Here is a 19372-nt window from a genome sequence, read left to right on the forward strand (position 1 = left end):
TAGAGGTAGACCGAGCTTGCCTCGACTTTGCTGCAAAGGACAGCGAAAGCCGTGAATCGCAGGCACAAAAAAACCGTCCGAAGACGGTATTTTTCGTCAGAAGCGCGGCTTACTTCAGGCCGGACATCTTCTGGATCGCGCCCTTCAACTCGTCATCCGAGCAGTCGGCGCAGGTACCTTTGGGTGGCATCGAATTCAGGCCGGTGATGGCTTTGGCCAGCAGGCCGTCGAGGCCGCCCTGGTGATCAGCACGGTCTTTCCAGGCCGCTGCGTCACCGATTTTCGGTGCGCCCAGCAGGCCGGTACCGTGGCAAGCGTTGCAATGTTTTGCAATCACTTCATCAGGGGTTTTCGCCCCACCACCACCGCCAGCGGCGGCAGCGACTTCCATGCCCTTGCATTCCTGCCCCTGAACACACACCTGGCCGACTGGCTCGAGGCGCTTGGCAATGTCGTCATTCGTCGCAGCTTGAGCGCTGACAGCCCAGAGGGCCAGTACGGTTGCTGGTGCGGCCAGCATTTTCATAATTAGGTTCACGCGTTCACCCTCAATGGTGGCTATTCACGCCTGCGGCCACGGTTCGCAGGCGGGCGCAAGTATAGCGGGTAGCCCGCCACACTGAAACAACCCCATAGTCGAAGGGGTTATACCGCGCTGTGGAAAACTCTGCGGACGCCTTTGCCGTCATGGTCTGGCGCCTCTCTGTTTAAAAATTCGCCGGCGTGGCTGCGCTGATTAGTCGCGCGGGCGCGTCGAACGGATTACGGAAACGATGCGGCTTGGTACTTTCAAAGTAGTAGCTGTCGCCGGCTTCGAGAATAAAAGTTTCCAGACCCACCACCAATTCCAGACGCCCTTCCACCAGAATCCCGGTTTCTTCGCCTTCATGGGTGAGCATTTCTTCGCCGGTATCAGCGCCCGGCGGGTAGATTTCGTTGAGAAACGCGATGGCCCGGCTCGGGTGCGCGCGGCCGACCAGTTTCATGGTCACCGCGCCGTCGGAGATGTCGATCAGCTCGTTGGCCTTGTAGACGATCTGGGTCGGGACTTCCTGCAGGATTTCTTCGGAAAAGAACTCGACCATGGACATGGGAATCCCGCCCAGAACCTTCCTCAGCGAACTGATCGAAGGACTGACGCTGTTCTTTTCGATCATCGAAATGGTGCTGTTGGTGACGCCCGCGCGTTTGGCGAGTTCACGCTGGGAAAGCCCTTTGAGCTTGCGGATCGATTGCAGTCGTTCACCGACGTCCAAGGCGGGAGCCTCCTGATGTTGTAAGAATATTGAGCGTTATCATGGCGACAGCGTTCAGTATTTACAACACTTGGTCCCCGCAGCGGCTTCAACCCTCGGAATAGAGCCTTGGCACCCGACGCAGGTTGCAGAAGATCTGGTACGGAATGGTGTCCGCCCACTGCGCCACTTCACTGGCGAGGATGTTTTTGCCCCACAGTTCGACGGTAGAACCGAGGTCCGCCTCCGGCACATCGGTGAGGTCGATACACAGCATGTCCATCGACACACGGCCAAGAATCCGGCTGCGCTTGCCGGCCACCAGAACCGGCGTGCCGGTCGGTGCCTGACGCGGGTAGCCGTCGGCATAGCCCATGGCGACCACGCCGATGCGCATCGGCTTGTCGGTGATGAATTTGGCGCCGTAGCCGATCGGCTCGCCGGCGGGCAGTTCACGCACGCAGATGACTTTCGATTCGAGGGTCATCACTGGCTGCAGACGCTCGGCCACGGCGTTGGCTTCTTCGAACGGCGTGGCGCCGTAGAGCATGATGCCCGGGCGTACCCAGTCGCTGTGAATCTGCGGCCAACCAAGTACAGCCGGCGAGTTGCGCAGGCTGATTTCGGCGGCGAGGCCCTGACGCGCCGCTTCGAACACCGCGACCTGATCGGCACTGCTTTGCTCATGCAGTTCATCAGCACGAGCGAAGTGGCTCATCAGCACGATCTTCGCCACTTTGCCGCTGGCCAGCAGACGCTGGTAGGCAGCCGCGTAATCCTTCGGATGCAGGCCCACACGGTGCATGCCGGAATCGAGCTTGAGCCACACGGTGATCGGTTTGCTCAGTGCCGCCTGCTCGATAGCTTCGAGCTGCCACAGCGAATGCACCACGGTCCAGAAATCATGCTCGACGATCAGCGCCAGTTCATCGGCTTCGAAGATCCCTTCGAGCAGCAGCACCGGGGCCTTGATGCCGGCCGCGCGCAGCTCCAGCGCTTCTTCGATGCATGCGACGGCAAACCCGTCGGCCTCGGTTTCCAGCGCCTGGGCGCAGCGCACCGCACCATGACCGTAGGCATCAGCCTTGATCACAGCCAGCGCCTTGGCGCCGGTGACTTCGCGGGCAATTCGGTAGTTGTGACGCAGGGCTTCTAGGTCGATCAGGGCACGGGCAGGACGCATGGCGGCAGACTTCTAGGCGGTCATGGAAATAAAAAACCGGCGCCGACTGACGACGTGAACCGCCAACAGCGCCGGGAGAGGGATCTTTACAACGGGTTACGGCAGCGCGGCGACGATAGAGATTTCTACCAGAATGCTCGGCTTGGCCATCTTCGCTTCGACGGTGGCGCGAGCCGGAGCAGCACCTTTGGGCAGCCACTGATCCCACACCGAGTTCATCCCGGCAAAGTGCGCCTCGATGTCGTTCAGGTAGATCGTTGCCGACAGCAGATGCTGCTTGTCAGTACCGGCCAGATCCAGCAAACGCTCGATGTTGGCGAGCACGTCGCGGGTTTGTTGTTCAATCCCGGCGTTGAAGTCGTCGCCGACCTGTCCGGCCAGATACACCGTACCGTTGTGGCTGACGATCTGACTCATGCGCTCATTGGTGAGCTGGCGCTGGATTGCCATGTTTTGCGGACTCCTGAGGCTTGTTGCCGTAACGGGAAATATCGAGGCCTTCGGCGCTGATCTGCGGTTTTTTCTTCGCCATCAGATCGGCCAGCAAACGACCGGAACCGCACGCCATGGTCCAACCCAGGGTGCCGTGACCGGTGTTGAGGAACAGGTTCTTGAACGGCGTGGCGCCAACGATCGGTGTACCGTCCGGGGTGGTCGGACGCAGACCGGTCCAGAAGCTCGCCTCGGCCAGATTGCCGCCCTGAGGATAAAGGTCGTTGACGATCATCTCCAGGGTTTCGCGCCGACGCGGATTCAGCGACAGGTCAAAACCGGCGATCTCCGCCATGCCGCCGACGCGGATGCGGTTGTCGAAACGGGTGATCGCAACCTTGTAGGTCTCGTCGAGAATGGTCGAAGTCGGGGCCATGTCCGGGTTGGTGATCGGCACGGTCAGCGAGTAACCCTTGAGCGGATACACCGGCGCCTTGATGCCCAGCGGCTTGAGCAGTTGCGGCGAGTAGCTGCCTAGGGCCAGCACGTAACGATCGGCGGTTTCCAGCTTGCCGTCGATCCACACGCCGTTGATGCGGTCACCGGCGTAGTCGAGGCGCTGAATGTCCTGACCGAAGCGGAATTCCACACCGAGTTTCACGGCCATTTCCGCCAGGCGCGTGGTGAACATCTGGCAGTCGCCGGTCTGGTCGTTCGGCAGCCGCAGGGCGCCGGCGAGGATGTCGGTGACATTGGCCAGGGCCGGTTCGACGCGGGCAATGCCGGCGCGGTCGAGGACTTCAAACGGCACGCCGGATTCTTTCAGCACGGCGATGTCTTTGGCGGCGCCATCGAGCTGCGCCTGAGTGCGGAACAGTTGGGTGGTACCGAGGCTGCGGCCTTCGTAGGCGATACCGGTTTCGGCGCGCAGTTCGTCGAGGCAGTCGCGGCTGTACTCGGACAGACGCACCATGCGCTCCTTGTTCACCGCGTAACGGCTGGCGGTGCAGTTGCGCAGCATCTGCGCCATCCACAGGTACTGATCGATGTCGGCAGTGGCCTTGATCGCCAGCGGCGCGTGGCGCTGCAACAGCCACTTGATGGCCTTGAGCGGCACGCCCGGTGCGGCCCACGGCGAGGCATAACCCGGCGACACCTGGCCGGCGTTGGCGAAACTGGTCTCCATGGCCACGGCTGGCTGCCGGTCGACCACCACCACTTCAAACCCGGCACGGGCCAGATAGTAAGCACTGGCGGTACCGATGACGCCGCTACCCAAGACCATTACGCGCATTTTTGTATCCCTCATCGCGGCAGGGGCCGCGTACGTCTGTTGTTAGAGCAATGATGCGCGCAGTGTAAAAAAGAATGGCCAGTGCATTTCACTATATAAGCGCCTATATTTGGCGACAATTCTCGGCAAAAACCCTTTTCACGGAGGCGCATCCCCTATGCGTACCAACACTCAGACCAAACGTGAGCTGGACAAGATCGACCGCAACATCTTGCGGATCCTGCAGGCGGACGGGCGCATATCGTTTACCGAACTCGGGGAAAAGGTCGGCCTGTCCACCACGCCATGTACGGAGCGGGTGCGGCGGCTGGAGCGCGAGGGGATCATCATGGGCTACAACGCCCGGCTCAATCCGCAGCATTTGAAGGGTAGCCTGCTGGTGTTCGTCGAGATCAGTCTGGATTACAAATCCGGCGACACGTTCGAGGAGTTCCGCCGCGCGGTGCTGAAACTGCCGCACGTGCTGGAATGCCACCTGGTGTCAGGGGATTTCGACTATCTGGTGAAGGCGCGGATTTCCGAGATGGCCTCGTACCGCAAGCTGCTGGGCGACATTCTGTTGAAGCTGCCGCATGTGCGTGAGTCGAAGAGCTATATCGTGATGGAAGAGGTGAAGGAGAGTCTGAGCCTGCCGATTCCGGACTGAGATTTGTGCTGCCTGATCCGGCCCCATCGCTGGCAAGCCAGCTCCCACAGGTTCAGTGGTTAGCACATATTCTGTGAGCGACAACGATCACTGTGGGAGCTGGCTTGCCAGCGATTGGGTCGACTCGGTTCACCGCAATTGCGTTAAACCAGCACCTGCCGATTCGAAGCCATGTACTCGAATATCTGCTTTTCCACCCGCGGATGAATCAGCTCCACCGGCCCTCGCCCGTTCGGGCACGGCAGGGTTTTGGTGGTACCGAACAGGCGGCAAATCAACGGCCGCTCGCCATACACCGTGCAGCCATTCGGCCCCAGGTGCACACAGTTCAGCTCATCCATCGCAGCATCCTGCTCGGCGCGGGTCTTGCGCGGCAGGCGGGCCATTTCTTCCGGCGAAGTGGTCACCGGTCCACAGCAGTCATGGCAGCCGGGCACGCACTCGAATGAGGGGATCTGCTGACGCAGGGCGCGGATTGTCTGGCGGTTGCAACTCATTGAAACGGTGACCGACGTGAAATAGGCGGCAATTGTGCCGCAAACGCCGTGATCCAGACAGCAATGGCCGACCAGTGTTGCCCGTCTTCGGGCGTGCGGCTTATGCTCCGTCAAATTTTCTCGACACTCAGCCGTTGGACGATGCCCATGAATGCCCGCGCCCGAACCTTCGCGAGCCAACCCCACGTTGCCTCTTACTATGCCGCCAGCAGCCTGCCACAGCCTGACCATCCGGTGCTGCAAGGCGAAGTGATTGCCGACGTGTGCGTGGTCGGCGGTGGCTTCTCGGGGTTGAACACCGCGCTGGAACTGGCTGAACGCGGCCTCAGCGTGGTATTGCTGGAAGCGCACCGCATCGGCTGGGGCGCCAGCGGCCGTAACGGCGGACAGTTGATTCGCGGGGTCGGTCACGGCCTCGATCAGTTCGCCAACATTATCGGTGCCGACGGCGTGCGCCAGATGAAACTGATGGGCCTGGAAGCGGTGGAAATCGTCCGCCGGCGCGTCGAGCGTTTCCAGATCCAGTGCGATCTGACTTGGGGCTACTGCGATCTCGCCAACAAGCCTGCCGATCTCGAAGGCTTTGCCGAAGACGCCGAAGAGCTGCGCAGTCTTGGCTATCGCTACGAAACCCGTCTGCTCCAGGCCAACGAGATGCACACCGTGGTCGGCTCCAAGCGTTATGTCGGCGGCTTGATCGACATGGGTTCCGGGCATTTGCATCCGCTGAATCTGGCGCTGGGCGAAGCCGCCGCTGCGCAACAAATGGGCGTCAAACTGTTTGAACAGTCGGCCGTCACCCGCATCGACTACGGCCCCGAGATTCGCGTACACACTGCTCAAGGTTCAGTGCGGGCGAAAACCCTGGTGCTGGGCTGCAACGCTTATCTCAACGGTCTCAACCCGCAACTGAGCGGCAAAGTACTGCCCGCCGGCAGTTACATCATCGCGACCGAACCGCTTTCCGCAGAACTGGCGCACAGCCTGCTGCCGCAAAACATGGCAGTCTGCGACCAGCGCGTGGCGCTGGATTACTACCGGCTCTCGGCCGATCGACGTCTGCTGTTCGGCGGCGCGTGTCATTACTCGGGGCGCGATCCGAAAGACATCGGCGCCTACATGCAGCCGAAGATGCTCGAAGTGTTCCCGCAGCTGGCAGGCGTGAAGATCGACTATCAATGGGGCGGGATGATCGGCATCGGCGCCAACCGTCTGCCGCAGATTGGCCGTCTCGCTGATCAGCCGAACGTGTATTACGCCCAGGCCTATTCCGGGCACGGCGTGAATGCCACGCACCTGGCGGGCAAACTGCTGGCCGAGGCGATCAGCGGGCAACACAGCGGCGGGTTCGATCTGTTTGCCAAGGTGCCGCACATCACCTTCCCCGGCGGCAAGCATCTGCGCTCGCCGCTGCTGGCGTTGGGGATGTTGTGGCATCGGCTCAAAGAGTTGGCCTGAGGTTTTTGCTGCGTCTTTGAAGCCGCCATCGCTGGCAAGCCAGCTCCCACAGGTTTTTGCGGCGAATACAAATATTGTGAACACCAAAAATACTGTGGGAGCTGGCTTGCCAGCGATGAGGCCCGCAAGAACAATACAGATCTCAGATCCGCCAGAACGGTTTCAACCCCTCCTCCTGCGCCTGCTCCCGGGTCAACCCGATATCCTTGAGCTGCTCCGGCGTCAGGTTCAACAGCGCCTTGCGCGTGTGCAGACGATGCCAGAACAGGCCCCAGCGACTCAGGCCGGACGGCGCCTTGCGCATGGCGCTATTCCATGCACTGTCCTCCTGCCCTGCCGCCAGTTCCTGACTGTGTAACGTCAGCCGCACATCGCTCAAGCCGTTCATTTTTGTCGCTCCTGTTTACTTGGGTAGCCAGAGATTCCATGATGCGCGGGACGGCAAAAACATTACAGATTCAAAGCATCTGTATTAACTCCATACAGATTTGCCGTTTCTGCGTCTGAATCACCGATTTTTGCCGCATCTGTACTGGTTTAACGAATCACCTGCATCGAGGCAGTGCCATGACCCTGTATGTGAATCTCGCCGAACTGCTCGGCACCCGCATCGAACAAGGCTTCTACCGTCCTGGCGATCGCCTGCCGTCGGTGCGCGCCTTGAGCGTAGAACACGGGGTCAGCCTGAGCACGGTGCAGCAGGCTTATCGCATGCTTGAAGACAGTGGTCTGGCGACACCGAAACCCAAGTCCGGCTATTTCGTGCCGGTGGGCCGCGAGCTGCCGGAGCTGCCTGCGGTCGGGCGTCCGGCGCAGCGGCCGGTGGAGATTTCGCAGTGGGATCAGGTGCTGGAGCTGATTCGCGCGGTGCCGCGCAAGGACGTGGTGCAACTGGGGCGCGGCATGCCCGACGTGACAACGCCCACCATGAAACCACTGCTGCGCGGACTGGCGCGGATCAGCCGTCGCCAGGACATGCCCGGTCTGTATTACGACAACATCCACGGCACCCTCGAACTGCGCGAACAGATCGCCCGACTGATGCTCGATTCCGGCTGCCAGTTGAGCGCCAGCGAGCTGGTGATCACCACCGGTTGTCATGAAGCGCTGTCCACCAGCATCCACGCGATCTGCGAGCCGGGCGACATCGTCGCGGTGGATTCGCCGAGCTTTCATGGCGCCATGCAGACGCTCAAAGGGCTGGGCATGAAAGCCCTGGAAATCCCCACCGATCCATTGACCGGCATCAGCCTCGAAGCGCTGGAACTGGCGCTGGAGCAGTGGCCGATCAAGGTCATCCAGATCACGCCCAACTGCAACAACCCGCTCGGCTACATCATGCCGGAGTCGCGCAAACGCGCCCTGCTCAACCTTGCGCAACGCTACGACGTGGCGATCATCGAAGACGATGTGTATGGCGAACTGGCCTACACCTACCCACGTCCGCGCACGATCAAATCCTTCGACGAGGACGGCCGCGTATTGCTGTGCAGTTCGTTTTCCAAAACCCTGGCGCCAGGACTGCGCATTGGTTGGGTCGCGCCGGGACGGTATCTGGAACGGGTGCTGCACATGAAATACATCAGCACCGGCTCCACCGCGCCACAGCCACAAATTGCCATTGCCGAATTTCTCAAGGGTGGCTACTTCGAACCACACTTGCGGCGGATGCGCACTCAATATCAGCGCAATCGCGACGTCATGATCGACTGGGTCACCCGCTACTTCCCGGCCGGCACCCGCGCCAGTCGTCCGCAAGGCAGCTTCATGCTCTGGGTCGAGTTGCCGGAAGGTTTCGATACGCTGAAACTCAATCGTGCGTTGCATGACCAAGGCGTACAGATTGCCGTGGGCAGCATCTTTTCCGCCTCGGGCAAGTACCGCAATTGCCTGCGAATGAACTACGCTGCCAAACCGACACCGCAGATCGAAGAAGCGGTGCGCAAGGTCGGCGCAGCAGCAATCAGATTGCTGGCCGAAACCGACTGACCTTTTTCCAGTGATCAGCGTCCATATGCCGACCTTTGCAGCCGACCGGAACGTTCCTACGTGAGCTTCAGACAGCCCCTACTCGCTTTGCTGATGTTCGCCTCGCTCCTGAGCGGCTGCGCCAGCCTTGATGTACCCCGTGAGCCGAGCCAGGCCTTGCCGGCGGCGAAGTCCAGCTTCGGCCGCTCGATCCAGGCCCAGGCCGCGCCCTATCAGGGCCGTTCCGGCTTCCGCTTGCTGTCCAACAGCACCGAGGCGTTCACCGCTCGCGCCGAGCTGATCCGCAATGCACAAACCAGCCTCGACTTGCAGTACTACATCGTCCATGACGGCGTCAGCACGCGGATGCTTGTAGAGGAACTGCTCAAAGCGGCCGACCGCGGCGTGCGCGTACGCATCCTGCTCGACGACACCACCAGCGATGGTCTGGACACGATCATCGCCACGCTGGCGGCGCATCCACAGATCCAGATTCGCCTGTTCAACCCGCTGCACCTGGGCCGCAGCACCGGGGTGACCCGCGCTGCCGGACGCCTGTTCAACCTGTCGCTGCAACACCGGCGCATGCACAACAAGTTGTGGCTGGCGGACAACAGCGTGGCCATCGTTGGCGGGCGCAATCTGGGCGACGAATATTTCGATGCAGAACCGAACCTGAATTTCACCGACATCGACATGCTCAGCGTGGGACCTGTGGCCGAGCAGCTCGGGCACAGTTTCGACCAGTACTGGAACAGCGCGCTGAGCAAGCCGATCGACGAATTCCTCTCCAGCCAGCCGAGCGCCAAGGACCTGCAGAACACCCGCACGCGCCTGGAAGAGTCGCTGGAGGAAACTCGCAAACAGAACCATGCGCTGTATCAGCAGTTGATGACGTTCAAGACCGCGCCACGCATGGATATCTGGCGCAAAGAGCTGATCTGGGCCTGGAACCAGGCGCTGTGGGACGCGCCGAGCAAGGTGCTGGCCAAGGACGAGCCGGATCCGCAACTGCTGCTGACCACGCAACTGGCGCCGGAGCTGCGCGGCGTCAGCAAAGAGCTGATCATGATTTCGGCGTACTTCGTGCCCGGCCAGCCAGGGCTGGTGTACCTGACCGGGCGCGCCGACGCCGGGGTCTCGGTAAGCCTGCTGACCAACTCACTGGAAGCCACCGATGTGCCGGCGGTACACGGCGGTTATGCGCCGTATCGCAAGGCGCTGCTGGAGCACGGCGTGAAACTGTATGAGCTGCGCCGTCAGCCCGGGGATAACTATGGCAGCGGCCCGCATCTGTTCTACAGCAAGTCGTTTCGTGGTTCGGATTCCAGTCTGCACAGCAAGGCGATGATTTTCGACCGGCAGAAAGCGTTCATCGGCTCGTTCAATTTCGACCCGCGTTCGGTGTTGTGGAACACCGAAGTCGGAGTCCTGGTGGACAGCCCGGAACTGGCCGAACATGTGCGCGAACTGGCGCTGCAAGGCATGGCGCCGGCCCTGAGTTATCAGGCGAAACTGCAGGATGGCAAGATTGTCTGGGTGACCGAGGACAACGGCCAGATGCACACGCTGACCAAGGAACCGGGGAGCTGGTGGCGGCGCTTCAATGCTTGGTTCAGCACCAGCGTCGGCCTCGAGCGGATGCTTTGAAAAAGCAAAAGATCGCAGCCTGCGGCAGCTCCTACAGGGAAAACGCATTCCAGTGTAGGAGCTGCCGCAGGCTGCGATCTTTTGACCTTAAGCCGTTTGCGCCGCCCCGAATGCACCTTGGCGCATCAGCAGAATCACCAATCCAAACGCCCCCGCCGCCATCAACAACGGCAACGCATGCCCGCTGATCCACTGACTGCCCGCCCCCGCCAGCAAAGGCCCGATCAGACAACCCACACCCCACAGCTGCGCAATGTGCGCATTGGCCCGCACCAGCGCATCGTCGCGATAACGCTCGCCGATCAGGATCAGCGACAGAGTGAACAAGCCACCCGCGCTGGCGCCGAACAACACCCACAACGGCCAGATCAGCAGCGTGTCGATCAACAGCGGAATCGCCAGGCTCGACAGCATCAGTATCACCGCGCAACCGGCGAACAACGTGCGTCGCGACAGATAATCCGCCAACGCGCCAATCGGCAGCTGCAGCAGCGCGTCACCGACCACCACGGTGCTGACCATCGCCAACGCAATCTCGGCGGTGAAGCCCTGCCGCAGGCAATACACCGGCAACAACGTGAGGATCATCGCCTCGAACGCGGCGAACAGTGACACCGCCCAGGCAATCGCCGGCAGCTCGCGGGCAAAACCCCACAGATCGCTGAACGTCACGCTGCTGGCCTCACTGCTCGGCGCACCGCTGCGGCCCATCAGCAGAAAAGGCGAAACTGTCAGCAGCCCGACACCGACCCAGAACCCGTAATCATGTTCAGTGCCCAGCGCGCCCAGCAGCAGCGGACCAGACAGTTGGCTCAATGCATAACTGCTGCCATACAGAGCGACCAGGCGCCCGCGCCAGTTCTCCACTACCAACTGGTTGATCCAGCTCTCGCCGAGGATGAATACGATGGTCAGAATCACCCCGATCATCAGGCGCAGCACCAGCCATACCGGATAACTCGGCAACAGCGCCAGCAAGCCGATCGACAACGCCCCGGCCCACAGGCACAGGCGCATGAGGTTGGCGGTGCCGAAACGTGCCGCCAGATGACTGGAAATCTTCGCCCCCAGCAACACGCCAATGGCCGGCATCGCCGCCATCACACCGATGGCAAAAGAACCGTAACCCCAGCCCTCCAGGCGCAACGACACCAGCGGCATGCTGACCCCCAGGGCCAGACCGACACTCAAGACAGACGCCAACACGGCGAAATACGTCGCCCAACGCATGGTCCACGCTCCTGTGGATATTTTTATGTGCGCCACAAAACCAAATGTGGGAGCAAACCCTGTAGTGAGGGGATTCATCCCGACAGGTCGCGCAGCGACCTCAAAACCTGCACCATCAGATGCAATGGTTTTGCGACTGCTTCGCAGCCGATCGGGGATAAATCCCCTCACCACAGAGACTTGCTCCCACAGGGGATCTCTGTATGTCCGGGAGCCTGACCGAGTCAGGCTCCTTTCAATGGCTTACAGCTTGATCCACGTCGCTTTCAGCTCGGTGTACTTGTCGAACGCGTGCAGCGACTTGTCGCGACCGTTGCCCGACTGCTTGAAGCCGCCGAACGGTGCAGTCATGTCGCCGCCGTCGTACTGGTTGACCCACACGCTGCCGGCGCGCAGTGCCTTGGCCGTCAGGTGTGCTTTGGAAATGTCCTGAGTCCAGACCGCAGCGGCCAGGCCATACGGCGTGTCGTTGGCGATCTGGATCGCTTCTTCGGCGGTATCGAAGGCGATGACCGACAGCACCGGGCCGAAGATCTCTTCCTGAGCGATCTTCATCGCGTTGCTCACACCGTCGAAAATCGTCGGCTCGACGTAAGTACCGCCGGTTTCCTGGAGGATGCGCTTGCCGCCCGCCACCAGTTTGGCGCCATCGCTGTGACCGGATTCGATGTACGACAGCACGGTGTTCATCTGCTGGGTATCGACCAGCGCGCCGACGTTGGTTGCCGGATCCAGCGGATTGCCCGGCTTCCAGGTTTTCAGCGCCTCGATCACCATCGGCAGGAATTTGTCCTTGATCGAACGCTCGACCAGCAGACGCGAACCGGCGGTGCAGACTTCGCCCTGGTTGAAGGCAATGGCGCTGGCGGCGGATTCGGCAGCGGCTTGCAGGTCCGGCGCATCGGCGAAGACGATGTTCGGGCTCTTGCCGCCGGCTTCCAGCCACACGCGCTTCATGTTCGATTCGCCGGAGTAGATCATCAACTGCTTGGCGATCTTGGTCGAACCGGTAAACACCAGCGTGTCGACGTCATTGTGCAGGGCCAGCGCCTTGCCAACGGTGTGGCCGTAACCCGGCAGCACGTTGAGCACGCCTTTTGGAATGCCGGCCTCAACGGCCAGCGCAGCGATGCGGATGGCGGTCAGCGGGGACTTTTCCGACGGTTTGAGGATCACCGAGTTACCGGTCGACAGCGCCGGGCCGAGTTTCCAGCAGGCCATCATCAACGGGAAGTTCCACGGCACGATGGCACCGACCACGCCCACCGGCTCGCGGGTCACCAGACCCAGTTGATCGTGCGGCGTGGCGGCGACTTCGTCGTAAATCTTGTCGATTGCTTCACCGCTCCAGCTCAGCGCTTGCGCCGCGCCCGGGACGTCGATATACAGCGAGTCGCTGATCGGCTTGCCCATGTCGAGGGTTTCGAGCAGCGCCAGTTCTTCAGCGTGCTGCTTGAGCAGGCTGGCGAAACGAATCATGGTGGCTTTGCGTTTGGTCGGCGCCAGGCGCGACCACACGCCGGAATTGAAGGTGGCGCGGGCGTTTTCCACGGCGCGCTGGGCGTCGGCGGCGTCACAGCTGGCGATCTTGCCCAGCAGACGGCCATCGACCGGGCTGATGCACTCGAAGGTTTGGCCGGAGACGGCGTCGGTGTATTCACCGTTGAGGTAGGCGCGGCCTTCGATCTTCAGGTCGCGAGCACGTTGTTCCCAATCGGCACGAGTCAGGGTGGTCATTCGAGTGTCCTCCTCTTGTTGAATAGAGCGCCGCGTTCTTCGCGGTCGTCTTCAGGAATGCTGCCCGGCCAGCCTGCTTTTCGGCCCAAGGCACCCGCCACCCTAAACCAGCGGCCGGGGTTGTTTCAATATATTTGACATAAGCGCGCCATACGCCCTTGCGGTGTTCATTTTAATAAACATAGACTTTGGCCCTTTCAAGCCACCGCGCCGTCATCACGGGAGAAAACAACAATGAACATCCAGAACGTCGTCGACATCAGCCTGACCAGCAGCGAAGCCGAACGCTATCGCCCGGACCCGGCCAAAGTGCTCAAGGGCGACCCAGAGCAAGCGGTGTTCAATCAGTACGACAGCCCTTGTGGGCAAATGGGTGTTGGCGTGTGGGAAGGCGCGGTCGGGCAGTGGACGGTGAACTACACCGAGCATGAATACTGCGAAATCCTGCAGGGGGTCTCGGTGTTGCGTGACAGCGATGGCAATGCCAAGACCTTGCGTGTTGGCGATCGCTTTGTGATTCCGGCCGGCTTTCGCGGCACCTGGGAAGTGCTGGAGGCTTGCCGCAAGATCTATGTGATCTTTGAACAGAAGGCCTGAGTCTTCCGCTGGCTGATCTGGCCCTATCGCTGGCAAGCCAGCTCCCACAGGTTTTGTGGTGAACACAAATTTTGTGCATACCGGCGATCATTGTGGGAGCTGGCTTGCCAGCGATGAGGCCCGACGAGACACCGCAGAAATCCGAGGCAACAAAAAAGGCCCGTATCGTGAGATACGGGCCTTTTTCGTAAGTCGGGAAAAATCAATTACTTGATTTTGCCTTCCTTGTAGATCACGTGCTTGCGAACAACCGGATCATATTTCTTGATCTCGATTTTGTCCGGAGTAGTACGCTTGTTCTTGTCGGTAGTGTAGAAGTGACCAGTACCGGCGCTCGAGATCAAACGAATCAATTCACGCATGATTAGCTCCCTTAAATCTTGCCATCGCGGCGAAGTTCGGCGAGCACGACACTGATGCCACGCTTGTCGATGATGCGCATGCCTTTGGCAGATACGCGCAGACGCACAAAACGTTTCTCTTCTTCAACCCAGAAGCGGTGATGCTGCAGGTTCGGCAGGAAACGACGACGGGTTTTGTTGTTTGCGTGGGAAATGTTATTCCCGGTTACCGGACCCTTACCGGTAACTTGACATACTCTCGACATGCCTCAGCCCTCTAAAACCACATGCCCAACCCGGCATGGGTTGGCCGCTTAATCTCTCAGTCATTTGGCGCCAGGCGCCGCGTTTCTTTAGAGGTCTTACCGGCTACACCTACAGTGAAGGAACCGGGCCCCTAGAAAAGAGCGCTGCTTTATACCAGAAAGACCGGGGTGCAACAACAATGGATGTGCAATCAACCGGCAAAAAGGCGCATTTTCCACCTGCGGACGCTTTGGATAAAGGCTGAGGCGAGTTTTGACCACTCGTCGCAGAAAACCGCCCTTACCGACGTTTCTGACTTTTCGCAGCGCGTCGCGGTCAGAAAAACGCCACTGACCTGCCCCAAAAATACAAAAAGGGGATAGTCATTTGCAATCCAGCCCTCTAGGGTAACCCTTTTCCAGACTGCACCTGCAGATGGCCTTCGATCTGTAAAGGAAGCCGACCATGCGCCTCGCTGCCCTACCCCTGTTGCTCGCCCCGCTTCTGCTGAGCCCCCTGGCCCAGGCCGCCGCCCTGAGCGTCTGCACCGAGGCCAGCCCCGAAGGGTTCGACGTGGTGCAATACAACTCGCTGACCACCACCAACGCTTCGGCCGACGTGCTGATGAACCGCCTGGTGGACTTCGACACCGCCAGCGGCAAAGTCGTGCCGAGCCTGGCCGATAGCTGGGAAGTCAGCCCCGACGGTCTCAGTTACGTGTTCAAACTGCACCCGCAGGTGAAGTTTCACAGCACTGACTATTTCAAACCAAGCCGTACGCTGACCGCTGAAGACGTCAAATTCAGCTTCGACCGCATGCTCGATCCGGCCAACCCATGGCACAAAGTCGCGCAAAGCGGCTTCCCGCACGCTCAATCCATGCAGTTGCCGGCGCTGATCAAGAAGATCGACGCGCTCGACCCGCTGACCGTGCGCTTTACCCTCGACCACCCGGATTCGACGTTCCTCGCGACCCTGAGCATGGGTTTCGCCTCCATCTATTCCGCCGAATATGCGGACAAGCTGCTCAAGGCCGATGCGACCGACAAGCTCAACAGCCAGCCGATCGGCACCGGTCCGTTTGTGTTCACGCGCTTCCAGAAAGACGCTTCGGTGCGCTACCGGGCCAACCCGGACTACTTTGGCGGCAAGCCGGCGGTCGATCCGCTGATCTTCGCCATCACCCCGGACGCCAACGTTCGCCTGCAAAAGTTGCGGCGCAACGAATGCCAGATCGCCCTGTCGCCAAAACCGCTGGACGTGAAGGCTGCGCAGGAAGAGCCGACGCTGAAAGTAGAAAAGACTGACGCGTTCATGACCGCTTTCGTCGGCATCAACAGCCAGCACCCACCGTTGGACAAACCGGAAGTCCGCCAGGCGATCAACCTCGCTTTCGACAAGGCCAACTACGTCAAAGCCGTGTTCGAAGATACCGCCGAACCCGCCTACGGCCCTTACCCGCCGAACACCTGGAGCTACGCGAAGAACCTGCCGGGCTATCCGCACGACGTGGCCAAAGCCAAGGCGTTGCTGGCCAAGGCCGGACTCAAGGACGGCTTCCAGACCACCATCTGGACCCGCCCGTCCGGCAGTCTGCTTAACCCGAATCCGAGTCTGGGCGCGCAATTGCTGCAATCGGATCTGGCGGAAATCGGCATTCAGGCGGAAATCCGCGTGATCGAGTGGGGCGAACTGATTCGCCGCGCCAAGGCTGGCGAGCATGACCTGCTGTTCATGGGCTGGGCCGGCGACAACGGCGACCCGGACAACTTCCTCACGCCGCAGTTTTCCTGCGCGGCGGTCAAGTCCGGCACCAACTTCGCCCGCTACTGCAATGCCGATCTGGACAAGCTGATCAGCGCCGGCAAGACCACCAGCGAACAGGGCGTGCGCACCAAGCTGTACGAACAGGCGCAGGCGCAGATTCAGCAGCAGGCGCTGTGGTTGCCCTTGGCACACCCGACTGCCTATGCGCTGACGCGCAAGGATGTGCAGGGTTATTCCGTAAGCCCGTTCGGGCGGCAGGACTACTCGAAGGTCAACCTGAAATAACCCACGTTACTGTGGGAAAAACCTCTGTGGCGAGGGAGCTTGCTCCCGCTTGAGTGCGCAGCGCTCACAAGCTTTTCAGGGCCGCTGCGCAGCCCGGCGGGAGCAAGCTCCCTCGCCACAAGAGTGCACTTCTGCGTTTTACATCCAGCCACACTCCGCCATCGACAACGGCTCACCGTCGCCGATGATGAAGTGATCCAGCACCCGCACATCAATCAGGTCCAGCGCTTTCTGCAAGCGCTTGGTCAGCTGTCGATCCGCCTGGCTCGGATCGCTGTTCCCCGACGGGTGGTTGTGACAGAGAATCACCGCCGCCGCGTTGTTGGCCAATGCGCGTTTCACCACTTCCCGAGGATGTACGCTGGTGTTGTCGATCGAGCCGCGAAACAGCGCCTCGAACGTCAGCACTTGATGCTTGGAGTCGAGAAACAGGCAGCCAAACACCTCGTGTGGCTCGTGGCGCAGCATGGATTTCAGGTAATCGCGAACGGCTTTCGGGTTTTCCAGCGCCGTTTTTTCGCGTGAACGCTCGGCCAGGTGCCGCCTGTTCATTTCCTGAGCGGCCTGCAATTGGGCAAATTTTGCAGGCCCCAGGCCCAACTCTCTGCTGAATGCTTCCAGATCGGCCTCAAGCAGCAAACGCAGACTGCCAAACTGATTCAACAGATGTCGCGCCAGATCTACTGCGCTTTTTCCCGCCACTCCAGTGCGCAAAAATATGGCCAGCAACTCGGCGTCCGAAAGACTCGCCGAACCTTGTTCCAATAACCGTTCCCGCGGCCGTTCCGCCGCAGGCCAATCGCGAATACTCATACACATTCCTTGTCTGTGGGCGCCGCTGTTCCGTAGCGGTCGCTGTGATATCGTAGCCCATCTTTTTTGCGGGCGAATTCACCCTGGGGAGGGGGTTTCGCCACGTATGTCACCCACGAAATGAAAGGCAGACCTATGCAGCGGCTGTATCGGAAACGCATCGTTCTGGGCGTCGGCGGCGGCATTGCGGCCTACAAGAGCGCCGATCTGGTTCGTCGCCTGATCGACCAGGGCGCCGAAGTGCGCGTGGTCATGACCCATGGCGGCGCCGAGTTCATCACCCCGCTGACCATGCAAGCGCTGTCCGGGCACCCGGTTCACCTCGACTTGCTCGACCCGGCCGCCGAAGCGGCCATGGGCCACATCGAGCTGGCCAAGTGGGCCGATCTGGTTTTGATCGCCCCCGCCACCGCCGACCTGATTGCGCGTCTGGCCCAAGGCATCGCCAACGATTTGCTGACCACCCTGGTGCTGGCCACCGACGCCGTGGTGGCGGTCGCGCCGGCGATGAACCAGGCCATGTGGCGCGACCCGGCGACCCAGGCCAACCTGCAACTTCTGGAAAGCCGTGGCCTGAAGACCTTCGGCCCGGCCTCCGGCAGCCAGGCCTGCGGCGACGTCGGCATGGGCCGGATGATGGAAGCCACCGATCTGGCGCAGTGCGCGGCGGATTGCTTCCAGCGTCAGGCGCTGACCGGCAAGCACGTGGTGATCACCGCTGGCCCGACTCAGGAAAACATCGACCCGGTGCGCTACATCACCAACCACAGCTCCGGGAAAATGGGCTTCGCCCTCGCTGAAGCCGCGGTGGAAGCCGGCGCCCGCGTCACGCTGATCAGCGGCCCGGTGCACCTGCCGACGCCGGATCGCGTCACGCGCATCGACGTGGTCAGTGCCCGCGACATGCTCGCAGCGTGCGAATCTGCGATCCCGTGTGATGTGTTCATCGCCTCGGCAGCAGTGGCGGACTACCGCCCGGAAGTGGTTGCCCCGCAAAAACTCAAGAAAGACCCTACAAGCGGCGACGGCTTCGTCCTGCAAATGGTGCGCAACCCGGACATCCTGGCCACCATCGCGACCCGCCCCGACCGTCCGTTCAGTGTCGGCTTCGCCGCCGAGACCGAACACCTGCTCGACTACGCTGCACGCAAGCTGAAAGACAAGAATCTCGATCTGATCGTCGCCAACGACGTCGCCAACCCGAGCATCGGTTTCAACAGCGAAGAAAACGCCTGCAGCGTGATCGACCGAGAGCTTCACGCCACTGTTTTCGCCCAGACCAGCAAGAGCAAGATCGCTCGCCAACTGGTCACTTTTATCGCCGAACGTCTGAACCAGGTTTAATTTACATGCACGCTTTGCAAGCCAAGATCCTCGACCCACGCATCGGCACTGAATTCCCGCTGCCGCAATACGCCACCCCGGGCTCCGCCGGCCTCGACCTGCGCGCCATGCTGGAGCAGGACATCGTGATCAAGCCGGGTGAAACCGTACTGATCCCTACCGGTCTGTCGGTCTACATCGGCGACCCGAACCTCGCCGCACTGATCCTGCCGCGCTCGGGCATGGGCCACAAGCACGGCATCGTGCTGGGCAACCTCGTCGGCCTGATCGACTCGGATTACCAGGGCCCGCTGATGGTGTCGTGCTGGAACCGTGGTCAGAACGACTTCACCATGACCGTCGGCGAGCGTCTGGCGCAACTGGTGCTAGTGCCGGTAGTGCAGGCGCACTTCGAAATGGTGGAAGAGTTCGTCGAAACCGAGCGCGGCGCGGGCGGCTTTGGCCATACCGGCACCAAATAAACGGATATACATCATTGTGGCGAGGGAGCTTGCTCCCGCTGGGCTGCGCAGCAGACCCAAAATCTTGTGGGCGCTGCGCACCCAAGCGGGAGCAAGCTACCTCGCCACAAAAAATGCGCTACATCGGCAGCAGGTTTTAGCACCGAAAATCAAGGTTTTGCCGGCCACAAGCCACGCCAGCCGAGGCG

The 19372-nt window shown here is 60.8% G+C and carries 20 protein-coding genes; 8 read left to right on the top strand and 12 right to left on the bottom strand.

All coding sequences use genetic code 11. From position 1 onward, the window contains the following. Nucleotides 1–109: 109 nt before the first annotated feature. From ACU680_RS22210 to dadA, 5 genes are all read right to left on the bottom strand, one after another. Nucleotides 110–526, bottom strand: coding sequence for a c-type cytochrome (locus tag ACU680_RS22210; RefSeq protein ID WP_108588940.1), 417 nt, complete (start codon nucleotides 524–526; stop codon nucleotides 110–112). A 181-nt stretch (nucleotides 527–707) separates the two neighbouring features. Beyond that, nucleotides 708–1256 carry a cupin domain-containing protein gene (locus ACU680_RS22215; RefSeq protein ID WP_007920393.1) on the bottom strand — a complete coding sequence of 183 codons (549 nt, stop codon included), beginning with the start codon at nucleotides 1254–1256 and terminating at the stop codon, nucleotides 708–710. Nucleotides 1257–1344: 88 nt separating this feature from the next. Continuing rightward, nucleotides 1345–2418 carry an alanine racemase gene (alr, locus tag ACU680_RS22220; protein WP_448180531.1) on the bottom strand — a complete coding sequence of 358 codons (1074 nt, stop codon included), beginning with the start codon at nucleotides 2416–2418 and terminating at the stop codon, nucleotides 1345–1347. Between the two features lie 96 nt (nucleotides 2419–2514). After that, nucleotides 2515–2868: a RidA family protein gene (locus ACU680_RS22225; protein ID WP_448180532.1), complete on the bottom strand. Its 354-nt coding sequence runs from the start codon at nucleotides 2866–2868 to the stop codon at nucleotides 2515–2517. Next, nucleotides 2840–4144 (bottom strand): D-amino acid dehydrogenase, encoded by a 1305-nt coding sequence (gene dadA, locus ACU680_RS22230; RefSeq protein ID WP_025112723.1) that lies wholly within the window; start codon nucleotides 4142–4144, stop codon nucleotides 2840–2842. Before dadA ends, ACU680_RS22225 begins: the two co-directional genes overlap by 29 nt. Nucleotides 4145–4301: 157 nt before the next feature. Here dadA and ACU680_RS22235 point away from each other — a divergent pair, with 157 nt between their 5' ends. After that, the gene (locus ACU680_RS22235) at nucleotides 4302–4790 is read left to right on the top strand and encodes an Lrp/AsnC ligand binding domain-containing protein (protein WP_003177284.1); all 489 of its coding nucleotides are present in this window, start codon (nucleotides 4302–4304) and stop codon (nucleotides 4788–4790) included. Nucleotides 4791–4933: 143 nt separating this feature from the next. On the opposite strand, the gene ACU680_RS22240 is transcribed toward ACU680_RS22235, so the two are convergent. Then, a complete protein-coding gene (locus tag ACU680_RS22240; RefSeq protein ID WP_367082042.1) occupies nucleotides 4934–5287 on the bottom strand; it encodes a YkgJ family cysteine cluster protein in 354 nt (117 codons plus the stop codon). Between the two features lie 147 nt (nucleotides 5288–5434). Between ACU680_RS22240 and ACU680_RS22245 the strand changes: the two genes are divergently transcribed. Further along, nucleotides 5435–6745 carry an NAD(P)/FAD-dependent oxidoreductase gene (locus tag ACU680_RS22245; RefSeq protein ID WP_448180533.1) on the top strand — a complete coding sequence of 437 codons (1311 nt, stop codon included), beginning with the start codon at nucleotides 5435–5437 and terminating at the stop codon, nucleotides 6743–6745. 142 nt (nucleotides 6746–6887) lie between these two features. Here ACU680_RS22245 and ACU680_RS22250 read toward each other — a convergent pair whose 3' ends face one another. Beyond that, nucleotides 6888–7133 carry a DUF1127 domain-containing protein gene (locus ACU680_RS22250; protein WP_448180534.1) on the bottom strand — a complete coding sequence of 82 codons (246 nt, stop codon included), beginning with the start codon at nucleotides 7131–7133 and terminating at the stop codon, nucleotides 6888–6890. Between the two features lie 179 nt (nucleotides 7134–7312). Between ACU680_RS22250 and ACU680_RS22255 the strand changes: the two genes are divergently transcribed. Further along, the gene (locus ACU680_RS22255; protein WP_448180535.1) at nucleotides 7313–8734 is read left to right on the top strand and encodes an aminotransferase-like domain-containing protein; all 1422 of its coding nucleotides are present in this window, start codon (nucleotides 7313–7315) and stop codon (nucleotides 8732–8734) included. A 60-nt stretch (nucleotides 8735–8794) separates the two neighbouring features. Next, nucleotides 8795–10363 (top strand): phospholipase D family protein, encoded by a 1569-nt coding sequence (locus ACU680_RS22260; RefSeq protein ID WP_367082047.1) that lies wholly within the window; start codon nucleotides 8795–8797, stop codon nucleotides 10361–10363. Between the two features lie 87 nt (nucleotides 10364–10450). Here the strand turns inward: ACU680_RS22260 and ACU680_RS22265 are convergent, their stop codons facing one another. Together ACU680_RS22265 and ACU680_RS22270 are read right to left on the bottom strand one after the other, a co-directional pair. Next, a complete protein-coding gene (locus tag ACU680_RS22265; RefSeq protein WP_448180536.1) occupies nucleotides 10451–11593 on the bottom strand; it encodes an MFS transporter in 1143 nt (380 codons plus the stop codon). 243 nt (nucleotides 11594–11836) lie between these two features. Further along, nucleotides 11837–13330, bottom strand: a complete 1494-nt coding sequence (locus ACU680_RS22270; RefSeq protein WP_448180537.1) for an aldehyde dehydrogenase — start codon at nucleotides 13328–13330, stop codon at nucleotides 11837–11839. A 234-nt stretch (nucleotides 13331–13564) separates the two neighbouring features. Between ACU680_RS22270 and ACU680_RS22275 the strand changes: the two genes are divergently transcribed. Further along, a complete protein-coding gene (locus tag ACU680_RS22275) occupies nucleotides 13565–13927 on the top strand; it encodes a cupin domain-containing protein (protein ID WP_097089496.1) in 363 nt (120 codons plus the stop codon). A gap of 206 nt (nucleotides 13928–14133) precedes the next feature. On the opposite strand, the gene rpmG is transcribed toward ACU680_RS22275, so the two are convergent. Further along, entirely contained in the window at nucleotides 14134–14289 is a 156-nt protein-coding gene (gene rpmG, locus ACU680_RS22280) for a 50S ribosomal protein L33 (RefSeq protein ID WP_003177274.1), read from the bottom strand. An 11-nt stretch (nucleotides 14290–14300) separates the two neighbouring features. Then, entirely contained in the window at nucleotides 14301–14534 is a 234-nt protein-coding gene (rpmB, locus tag ACU680_RS22285) for a 50S ribosomal protein L28 (protein WP_003229474.1), read from the bottom strand. A 445-nt stretch (nucleotides 14535–14979) separates the two neighbouring features. Between rpmB and ACU680_RS22290 the strand changes: the two genes are divergently transcribed. Further along, entirely contained in the window at nucleotides 14980–16566 is a 1587-nt protein-coding gene (locus tag ACU680_RS22290; protein ID WP_448180538.1) for an ABC transporter substrate-binding protein, read from the top strand. A 138-nt stretch (nucleotides 16567–16704) separates the two neighbouring features. On the opposite strand, the gene radC is transcribed toward ACU680_RS22290, so the two are convergent. After that, the gene (radC, locus tag ACU680_RS22295) at nucleotides 16705–17379 is read right to left on the bottom strand and encodes a RadC family protein (RefSeq protein ID WP_367082053.1); all 675 of its coding nucleotides are present in this window, start codon (nucleotides 17377–17379) and stop codon (nucleotides 16705–16707) included. A 135-nt stretch (nucleotides 17380–17514) separates the two neighbouring features. On the opposite strand from radC, the gene coaBC reads away from it, so the two are divergent. Continuing rightward, nucleotides 17515–18723, top strand: a complete 1209-nt coding sequence (gene coaBC, locus ACU680_RS22300; protein ID WP_003229480.1) for a bifunctional phosphopantothenoylcysteine decarboxylase/phosphopantothenate--cysteine ligase CoaBC — start codon at nucleotides 17515–17517, stop codon at nucleotides 18721–18723. 5 nt (nucleotides 18724–18728) lie between these two features. Continuing rightward, nucleotides 18729–19184 carry a dUTP diphosphatase gene (gene dut, locus ACU680_RS22305; protein WP_047596787.1) on the top strand — a complete coding sequence of 152 codons (456 nt, stop codon included), beginning with the start codon at nucleotides 18729–18731 and terminating at the stop codon, nucleotides 19182–19184. Nucleotides 19185–19372: the final 188 nt, after the last annotated feature.

The sequence above is a fragment of the Pseudomonas sp. LF020 genome (assembly GCF_053456425.1).